General features: G+C 33.7%; 11 protein-coding genes. 3 read left to right on the top strand and 8 right to left on the bottom strand.

All coding sequences use genetic code 11. The annotated features are described in order from the left end of the window. Nucleotides 1–144: 144 nt before the first annotated feature. On the bottom strand, nucleotides 145–1,665 hold the full coding sequence (locus ACWGOQ_RS23715; protein ID WP_458202883.1) for an MTBMA_p00010-related P-loop-containing protein: 1,521 nt from the start codon (nucleotides 1,663–1,665) through the stop codon (nucleotides 145–147). Nucleotides 1,666–1,810: 145 nt separating this feature from the next. On the opposite strand from ACWGOQ_RS23715, the gene ACWGOQ_RS23710 reads away from it, so the two are divergent. The 3 genes from ACWGOQ_RS23710 (at nucleotide 1,811) to ACWGOQ_RS23700 (ending at nucleotide 3,324) form a co-directional block, all read left to right on the top strand. Beyond that, on the top strand, nucleotides 1,811–2,143 hold the full coding sequence (locus tag ACWGOQ_RS23710) for a helix-turn-helix domain-containing protein (protein ID WP_452060384.1): 333 nt from the start codon (nucleotides 1,811–1,813) through the stop codon (nucleotides 2,141–2,143). Nucleotides 2,144–2,162: 19 nt separating this feature from the next. Beyond that, the gene (locus tag ACWGOQ_RS23705) at nucleotides 2,163–2,687 is read left to right on the top strand and encodes a hypothetical protein (RefSeq protein WP_458202882.1); all 525 of its coding nucleotides are present in this window, start codon (nucleotides 2,163–2,165) and stop codon (nucleotides 2,685–2,687) included. Nucleotides 2,688–2,997: 310 nt separating this feature from the next. After that, the gene (locus ACWGOQ_RS23700; RefSeq protein WP_452060361.1) at nucleotides 2,998–3,324 is read left to right on the top strand and encodes a helix-turn-helix domain-containing protein; all 327 of its coding nucleotides are present in this window, start codon (nucleotides 2,998–3,000) and stop codon (nucleotides 3,322–3,324) included. A 114-nt stretch (nucleotides 3,325–3,438) separates the two neighbouring features. On the opposite strand, the gene ACWGOQ_RS23695 is transcribed toward ACWGOQ_RS23700, so the two are convergent. From ACWGOQ_RS23695 to ACWGOQ_RS23665, 7 genes are all read right to left on the bottom strand, one after another. Then, a complete protein-coding gene (locus ACWGOQ_RS23695) occupies nucleotides 3,439–3,960 on the bottom strand; it encodes a hypothetical protein (RefSeq protein WP_452060362.1) in 522 nt (173 codons plus the stop codon). Nucleotides 3,961–4,095: 135 nt separating this feature from the next. Beyond that, nucleotides 4,096–4,524: a hypothetical protein gene (locus ACWGOQ_RS23690; protein WP_452060363.1), complete on the bottom strand. Its 429-nt coding sequence runs from the start codon at nucleotides 4,522–4,524 to the stop codon at nucleotides 4,096–4,098. Nucleotides 4,525–4,531: 7 nt separating this feature from the next. Next, the gene (locus ACWGOQ_RS23685) at nucleotides 4,532–5,671 is read right to left on the bottom strand and encodes an RHS repeat-associated core domain-containing protein (RefSeq protein WP_458202881.1); all 1,140 of its coding nucleotides are present in this window, start codon (nucleotides 5,669–5,671) and stop codon (nucleotides 4,532–4,534) included. 475 nt (nucleotides 5,672–6,146) lie between these two features. Continuing rightward, nucleotides 6,147–6,623 carry a hypothetical protein gene (locus ACWGOQ_RS23680; RefSeq protein ID WP_452060375.1) on the bottom strand — a complete coding sequence of 159 codons (477 nt, stop codon included), beginning with the start codon at nucleotides 6,621–6,623 and terminating at the stop codon, nucleotides 6,147–6,149. 676 nt (nucleotides 6,624–7,299) lie between these two features. Then, nucleotides 7,300–7,578 carry a type II toxin-antitoxin system RelE/ParE family toxin gene (locus ACWGOQ_RS23675; protein ID WP_452060376.1) on the bottom strand — a complete coding sequence of 93 codons (279 nt, stop codon included), beginning with the start codon at nucleotides 7,576–7,578 and terminating at the stop codon, nucleotides 7,300–7,302. Then, nucleotides 7,568–7,834, bottom strand: a complete 267-nt coding sequence (locus tag ACWGOQ_RS23670) for an addiction module protein (protein ID WP_452060377.1) — start codon at nucleotides 7,832–7,834, stop codon at nucleotides 7,568–7,570. The genes ACWGOQ_RS23675 and ACWGOQ_RS23670 overlap by 11 nt, the downstream gene beginning before the upstream one ends. A 35-nt stretch (nucleotides 7,835–7,869) precedes the next feature. Beyond that, on the bottom strand, nucleotides 7,870–8,504 hold a 635-nt coding region (locus tag ACWGOQ_RS23665), incomplete at its 5' end, for a tyrosine-type recombinase/integrase (protein WP_458202880.1).

Genomic DNA, 8,504 nt, shown 5'->3' with positions numbered 1-8,504 from the left:
AAAATTAGCAATAAGTATCCTGTAACTATCGCTTTGTAGTTGTAACTTTTTCATACGGTATGTGTTTTTTAGAGTTTTGTGGCGAGGTAGGTGTAATGTTTTTTTATTCAGGTTGTTAACTTCGCCATTTGAGTAGTGGCGAACTTATGACGAAGTGGCGAGGTGTATTTGTTCAACACATCTATCTAATGCATTTCTTATTAATGATTTAAGTTCTTTGTATTGGTCGATATGTAAGATTTCAAAATGGTAGAGCTTACCTTTTTTGCCTTTTACTTTCTTGATATAACCTTCTTCCAATAATTGTGTATTGTATCTGCGTAAGGTGGTTTCCTTTACTCGTAGATTTCTGCGGATTTCTGTATTGGTAAAAGTTGTCTGATTATTTTCTTTTAAATACGCCTTGAGGCGTTCTAAGTGATTTCGTACTGCTCCGCTAACAGTATCACTTTTATGCAGTAATACTTCAGTAATTAATTGATTCGCTTCTCGTATATCTTCAATCGTAGTTTCTATATATTCTTCTCCTGTCTGCTCGTCATATTTTTTCTGTCTTTGCCACTGGCAGTAGAAAGTAACTGCTTCTATAAATTGTAAATAATGACTATTGGTTCTTCTTGGTTTAAATACAGATGCTGGCAGTTCTAAATATTCTGCATAGGGATTGATCACTTTAATAGGTTGTAATATTCTTTGTACATCTCGTAAAAATCTAGCGGTTGCAAATTCTGCATTCTTATCTAATTTGCCTGCGGAGGCTCTCCGCTGGTATTGCATGATCTTTTTATCCTGTTCTTGGGATTCATCGATATATAGTAAAAAACTACGATTGCTATTATCTTCATAAATAGATTCCTGAGTGGTACATCCTGATACACTAACTGGACCTTCTACGGTAAGATGGATCGTTTTGGTAGTGCCTTTTTTATCTTTATGAACTACGGTTTTGGTGATCTTCTTTTTGGATTGTAACTCTCGTAAGGGATAGAGTACACTTTCTGCTCCATCTAGATCTTCTATTAATATGAGTTTGTTCCTGAGTTCTGTTCTATTGAAGTAGTAAAAAGCGTTGGCAGATAATACCGTTATTTCTATGGTATCTTCGTCAGGTATGAGTTCTGATACTTTGGATTGTAAATGTGTTTTTCCAACACCACTACTACCCAAACTGATACAATGTAATGGGCTAGACGTTTTTCTGGATGTAAATATTAAATACATTAATAATCGATTGACTTCCTCTCCGATAACTCCGCTTTTACCAATCAGGTCATTCGTCTTTTTTAACAAGTCTTTTGACTTTAAAAACTTCTCTGCGGCTTTACGCTCTTTGCTAGATAATATCTTGCCTGCAGGTGCTACCTGCTCTTGGTCTAGTTGATCAATGCGATATTGTTCTAACGCACTAGTGAGATTTTGGAGGCACTGCCTCACTATAGAGGTACCGATTTCGATACGCTCTGCAATCTTTCTAACAAACTTTTCTACCGTAGTATCATTATACAAATCAACACTATGTCTCAATACATTATGTTGTTTTGGTTTTTGAACACTCAATGTCACACGCATACGCTCTAGGTTCGTAAACTTGATACCGCCCAGAATATGGATTTCTAAGTCTTTTGTAGTGTATGCATAGTTGTTGGGATTGGTGGTGTCTAGCATTGTTGAAAAGTATATTATCTGAATGATTATTCACAAAACTATAGAATTATTCAGATTTAGACAAGAACTATTCTATTTGTTTCTGATGTTTTCTTCATATATATTTGTGCTATATAGCTTATAAATATCGTAAAACTGAACTATAATGGACTTTGGAGACAGAATAACCTTAGTACGCAAGCAGAAAAAAATATCACAAAGTGAGTTGGGTAAGCTTGCTAATGTATCTGGTGATATTGTGGGGAAGTACGAACGTAATGAGATGAAGCCATCTATAGAAACAGCTCGTAGATTGGCTAATGCTCTTAATGTTACTTTAGATTATTTAGTAGGAGATAGTGATACTACCGTGTTTGACAAAGATATTACCAAACGTATCGAAGATATTATTGATATGGGTAGTGAAGATAAAAACGCGCTATTTAAAATTATTGATGCGTATATCCGTGACTTTAAAGCTAAAAAAGCATATTCTTAAAATTGCAACAAAAGGAATTATGAAAAAGATATTCAAAGTAACCTTATCCTTTATCCTATTAATTTGTACAAATTCTTACGGACAGAATAAATACAATGAAGTAATTATATCTGAAGCTAATAAAATGATTAGCTCTTTAAAAGAAAAGGACTATCAAACACTTATAAATGATTATACCTATCCTAAATTGTTAGAGTTATCAGGGGGAAACACAAATATGCTAAATCAAATCACTACCCAAATAAAAAGAATGGAAGATGGTGGGGCTAGAATTAGCGATGTAGCAATCGGTGAACCTAAAAAGATTTTTGTAGCTGGTGATGAATTACATTGCCTTGTTCCTCAAAAATTAGTTTTAAAAGTCCCAAAAGGAAAAGTTATTACAAATTCCTTTCTGCTTGCTATATCTAGAAATAACGGAGAAAAATGGTATTTTTTGGATACCAATCAATTAGATCCAGTAAGAGCAAATCAATTATTTCCTGAATTTAATCAAGATCTTCAATTACCAGAAAAAAGAGACCCAACATTTATACCAGATTAAAAAAACCAGCTACATCATTACAACATAACTGGTCTTTTACTCTTATTTATTTCTAACTCTTACCCCTGCGAAGTTAAAAACTGTCGCAGAGCCTAATCATTCTTCGATGAGCTGGGAAGTTAAAAACTGTCGCAGAGCATCACTCTTCGCAGAGCTGGGTTTAAAAATATATTTGACAACTAATTAGGTGCTAAGATACCCTTTTAGTTTTATTTTACAAACTTTTTAGTTTTTGAAGAACCGATTTAGTTTCTATATCTTTGCTTATTACTAATAACAGAGGGTTAAAAACCTTATAACGTTTCTTTTTATGAATTTTGGAAGTATTATAGTAGAACTAAGAAAAGAGCAAAGTATATCACAAACAGATTTAGCTTCTAAACTTGGTATTCATAAAAATGTATTAGGCAGATATGAACGTAACGAAGTGTTTCCCTCTATAGAGATTGCTCGTAAAATTGCTGATATACTAGATGTATCATTAGATTACCTTACTGGTAAAGCAGATGTGCAAATGGATAAAAATACCCGTCAACGTATCCTAGAAGTGTCTAAGTTTGAAGAAGAAGATAAAGAACACATCTTTTCTGTTATCGATGCTTTTATTGCTAAAAGAAAAATACAATCTATCTTATAAAAAAACCAGCTACAACTTTACAGCGTAACTGGTTCTGTATTATCTAATAGTTCTTACGCTTACCTGCCAATCTTTGACGCCACTAGAAAAATTCTAGCGTTAAGGGGTTAAAACCTAATGGATGATCATATCATCGTCAAACAATCCTCTAATCACATCCCCATTATTATTTCTTATATCGAAACTGATCTTATGTTGATTGTCCCAAACAACATCCATAGATCCTGAATCTAGTGGAATAAGAGCATCGTTTTCACTACTGTTTACATCAAAATTAGTGGAATAACCAACTCTGGAAAAGGTCAGGGGTTTTGGCGTTACCCCAAAAACATAATGACCATCATCCATATAATTTTCTAAACCTGTTACATACATTCTGGCAACAACAATAACACCTTTACCTCTAAAACTACTACCGGTACGCTCTATACCTCCTCCATAGAGAACCATATCAAAAACTCTGAAGTATTTATCTCCCTGCCATTCTATTTTACGATCCAAAAGACCTCCATTAAGAGTATAAAATGTCTCATTGACCATAACCGTATTAGGCGATACACTTTCATCATCTTTATTACAAGAAGTAACAATAGCCATGGTGACTACAACTAATACGAACTTTAGTATTCTTTTCATTTATTTATTCTTTTATTATATTCCTTTAAAAAACAGCCAACCATAAATCAGTTGACTGCTTTTTTCTTTTTAATATTTAATACGCTCACTGCTCACTCTTACCGCTGCGAAGTTAAAAACTGTCGCAGAGCCTAATCACTCTTCGGAGAGCGGGATAATTTTAATAAAATCTTCATATTTATCTTCATAATACCCTGTAATAACTAATTCTGCTTCTAATTTAGAGAAATCATTATCTTTCAAATCCCTCATCTTTCCTTTTAGTTTGCAAACTTGATTTACGAATTCTTTTGGCCAAATGAAACTATAATCTTTTGTATATACATTTAAATCAGAACTCCATATCCAACTTCCATCAGTTTGTAATGTTCTATAATGAGAAATATAATCATTGGTAAATAATGATTTTGTTCTATCCAAAAAAAAAGTAAGGTTTTCAGAATCCTGAACGTAAGCATTAATTAATTTAGATTGTTTTTTAATTTTACTACATTTAATAATATAAGTATCTAATACTTTATAAATTAACTTATTTTCAATATCAAATATTATTCTTTCGTTCATTTTGTTTCTATTTAGGTGTGTATAAAGTAAAGAACTGTTCAACTGCGCCTAAAAATCTATACCCCGTTCTACTTACTTCAATTTCATATGGTGAAGCTAAAACATTGACTTGTCGCCAATTTGCTAATCCTTGCGCAGTAGTTTTTCCAGATTTAGCAGCTCCACAAATCCAAAGTCTTATATTTCCTTCTATACCTCTGGCATTCAATAACTGGTTGAGTTCCATAAAACTCATCTTTTGTAATTGTTCTCCGTGCATTACAATATCATCAAAACCAGGAGCTAAGTTTTTGAAACTTGAAATATAACTTGCCGCTGTTGCAACATCATCACCAAGTGGCGTAGCTAAGGTTACTGCTCTACTAGGACCATAAGAGACTTGAGAAGCCCCTATTATAAATTCTAGTGGTCCAAATGACATAAGAGTATTTCCAATAAGACTACTTGTAGTATTCATAACAAAATTACCCAATCCATCAGGATCCCAGTTATACCAACCTGCATCAAAATTTCCTGAGAAACCACTAAAATGGTTATTCCACTTATCACGATATCCAACTGCTAAAGCATAATCCAGTCTAGGATCTCCACTCCAATTAAATCCAGCAGGAAAATTTCTTTTATTAACCCCTTTAACTACAGCTTCTTCCAACTCTTCAGTACCTTTGAATGGATTGCCATTATCACAACAAGAGTTATTATCACCATTAGTATCTATAGGTTCAAAAAAGTCATTGAAATTAAAACCTGTAAACCCATCTCCAAAATGTGAAGCGGTTTCACTAACAGCCATTTCCCAATCTTGAGTAACGATTCCGTCATCATTCTGATAAGAGCCACCACCGATATGAGTCCAAGAGTTCCCACCACTCGGATCACTATAAAACACTGGATTATTATCAAAAGCATTATACGGAGATAATCCATGATGTACTACTGGATCAATACGATTCCAACGCGCGATTGCCGGATCATAAGCACGCAGTGGCATCTCGTACATATTGTAGCCTAGATCACTAGTAAGTTCTGTACCATTGTATTTATACTGATGTTCTCTGCCGGTAATTGTGTTATTGTATCCTTTATGTTGCAGACCAAAAGGATAGTAGTTAATGCGTTTTTTTAAGCGGTATCCTACTTTTTTCAAGGTCACTACCTTCAGCTCAAAGCTATTTTTTTATGAACGTTCCTTCTGTCGTCTATCTTCTGTTTGGCTAAAATAGTAATTCTCCTTTTACTTTTATTACGGGTTTGTGTATTTATACTTGCTAACTTCTAAAGCCAGCCGCATCATCAAAGCTGTGTTACATAATCTTAGTTATACCTGCTCTTCCCAAAGTCAGGAGCTATAACTGGAGTTTATGTAAAACAGCCACACACCAACTGCTATACTTGAAGATTTGAGCTTTAAACGATGATTTTTTGAAGGAATATTATAATACTATAGCGGTATAATCGTGCTGTAGACGTGATTTAGTGAGTTCTGGAAGGTTCCCGGCTGATTACCGGAGGTTTTTTAGCTAGTTTACGTGACGTTCATTCGCCACTAAGGCTACCACTTCAAAAGCGGAAGAGCCTCTGCGCTGCATCCTTCCGCTATTCCACTTTTGAAGTACATAATCTTATGTGTTTTTTGTCAAAAATTTTATCCAATAAATGATCTGTTCATTAAACAAAGCCCAAACGGTATAAGCTATTAATAAACAAAAAACCGTTCGGATTATAATCCATATTTCTTTTGATATTTTAGAGTTAATACTTTTTTCAATAATCCGTTTAATACTAGGTATTTTTTGGTTAATTTTTAGAGCATTATACTTTTTAATAGGTCTATATAATTCATCAAATTTGTTTATATCAGTATCCTGTATAGTGTACTTATTATCCTTTTTTAGATATCTATCTTTGGCTATAAACCTATCAATTGTTTCAATAAATGTGTGATTTCCGTTATCTTTATTTATTTCATAAACATCCACTAAATCTGGCTTTGTAAGTATTTCATAATTAATCTCTAGATGCTTTTTTAATATTTCATTTTTCCAATAATGATACGAACCTCCTATTTCTTGTTTTGTATGTTTGTGCCTGATTTTCATTTTACTAACTTACTCTAAAAAGTGTCTTTAGTTTATTCAATAGCTACTTTTTACCAACACCTTTGTAAACATTTAGATTAAAGCTGAAGCTGCGAGGGATCGAGCGGCTGACCTTCAGCTTTAATCTAAATGGTAGGCAATCTGCCGATTGAAGATGCCTGCGTGGCGAGCGCAGAAGACAAAGGCGTAGCCAAAGCGGAGAGGAGCAGCCGACACATAAAAAGGAGTGTAACGGTTTTGTGTGCCAGACGATTTTTATGTTTTCCGATTTATCAAAATATAAACTTCAACATAAATAATCGGCTAGGCTGCGACCAAGCGGCGTAGCCCATGAAGTAGCGATTTTGCTTAATTTATTATTCAGCGATAGCGTACCATATTGTTTTTAAGCAAAAAAGTAGCTACGAGTGAAAGAGGAACGTAATAAGGTCATATGTTTCTAGTGGAGGCTGACGACCGAAGGTGAGGAAGTTGTAACGGTCTGTAAAAATTGCTTTTTCTGCAATTGTGGAAGAAGAAAATATGACTTATGAAGTGACGAAGGAACACCTTATAACAGCTTATTACAAAAGCCCACCTCGGGCTGATGTGATAATAATAAATTGGAGCGATAGCGACTCACTTGGTTATTTATTTATGAAAACAAAAATCCCGAACCTTTCGATTCGGGATTGTTTTAATTTTTAGGCTTTCTACTTGTGTGTAAAACAGCTTGTACATACACTGTTTTATCTTCTATTGTATAATGAACTCCGTAACGAAAGCGATCTGTAAATACAATTCTAATTTCTCTATATCGTTTTTGGAAGTTATTAGGATCACTTTCTATTCTGATAAGAACTTCGTCTATTTCATTTAGTAATTCAAGTGATAATTCTGTATTTTCCTCATACCATTCAAGAGCTTCTGTAATATCCAGTTCCGCTCCTGGTTTAATAATTAGGCTATATCCCATGTTTTGCCTGTAAATTGGATTTTACTTCTTTCCAACTTCTTCCGCTATTAGGATTTGCCTTATGATCTGCTAATCGTTGATCTAAAATCTCTTTATGTTCATCAGATATTTCGTAAGAAGATTCACTTACTTTTCTTCTGTATTTCAACATATTTTTAAAGGCTTCAATAAGCGTGGGATCTTTTACATCTTTCAACTCCTCTAATATCCATTTGATATCTGCCTGTAAATCCATAACATTCATTTTTACATTCATAACAAAGATAGTTTATAAATTATTATTTCAGTTTTTTAATGTATCGGATGATAGTTATTTACGATTTCGTGTAGATTCTCCAGATCATCTTGTAAATACCTTTCTGTAGAACTGATATATCGGTGTCCGGCTAAATACTGTACTTTTCGTAAGTTGTATTGTGATAACCAATTCGTAATAACACTGGCGCGGATTTGTTTGGTACTGCTTACTTTTTGATTGTATCTTTTTAATTGTTTCATAATAGTTGGTGTCATCGTAAAGCGATCTGTATACGGAAAGAGTTGTGACGTATCTTCATAGTTCTTAAGTCTTTTTACTAATTCTTTTCGAACATCGTTTTGGTATTCAAGACAACTCATCATTTGCCAGGGTTTTAGTTCTAGTTCTCTTGCATTGCTTTTCTTTCTGCTAGGAACATAGAGTTTGCCTTTATGGATTTGTAAGTGTTCTTGTTTTAATGATTTTAGATCTTCGGTTTTTAAGCCTTGATAGATCATAAATCCAACAATGATTTTATTACGCTTCGCTGTATAATGTTGATACTTATTTGTGACATTGTCACTTTGGTAACTATAGTATAAATCTTCTAGTTCTTCGGGGTCTAATAAAGTATAATTGATATCTCTTTGTACGCCTCTGATAATCGTATCTTCGATGGGATTGTCTG

The sequence above is a fragment of the Aquimarina ulvae genome, from assembly GCF_053613295.3.
Note: the sequence above shows the minus strand (reverse complement) of the source record. Positions and strands in the feature narration are given on the sequence as shown.

What these genes read in the sequence shown, in the direction of transcription:
- ACWGOQ_RS23715 (WP_458202883.1), bottom strand. Translation starts at nt 1,665, where the DNA reads ATGCTAGACACCACCAATCCCAACAACTATGCATACACTACAAAAGAC.
- ACWGOQ_RS23700 (WP_452060361.1), top strand. Translation starts at nt 2,998, where the DNA reads ATGAATTTTGGAAGTATTATAGTAGAACTAAGAAAAGAGCAAAGTATA.
- ACWGOQ_RS23675 (WP_452060376.1), bottom strand. Translation starts at nt 7,578, where the DNA reads ATGGGATATAGCCTAATTATTAAACCAGGAGCGGAACTGGATATTACA.
- ACWGOQ_RS23690 (WP_452060363.1), bottom strand. Translation starts at nt 4,524, where the DNA reads ATGAACGAAAGAATAATATTTGATATTGAAAATAAGTTAATTTATAAA.
- ACWGOQ_RS23670 (WP_452060377.1), bottom strand. Translation starts at nt 7,834, where the DNA reads ATGAATGTAAAAATGAATGTTATGGATTTACAGGCAGATATCAAATGG.
- ACWGOQ_RS23705 (WP_458202882.1), top strand. Translation starts at nt 2,163, where the DNA reads ATGAAAAAGATATTCAAAGTAACCTTATCCTTTATCCTATTAATTTGT.
- ACWGOQ_RS23695 (WP_452060362.1), bottom strand. Translation starts at nt 3,960, where the DNA reads ATGAAAAGAATACTAAAGTTCGTATTAGTTGTAGTCACCATGGCTATT.
- ACWGOQ_RS23710 (WP_452060384.1), top strand. Translation starts at nt 1,811, where the DNA reads ATGGACTTTGGAGACAGAATAACCTTAGTACGCAAGCAGAAAAAAATA.
- ACWGOQ_RS23680 (WP_452060375.1), bottom strand. Translation starts at nt 6,623, where the DNA reads ATGAAAATCAGGCACAAACATACAAAACAAGAAATAGGAGGTTCGTAT.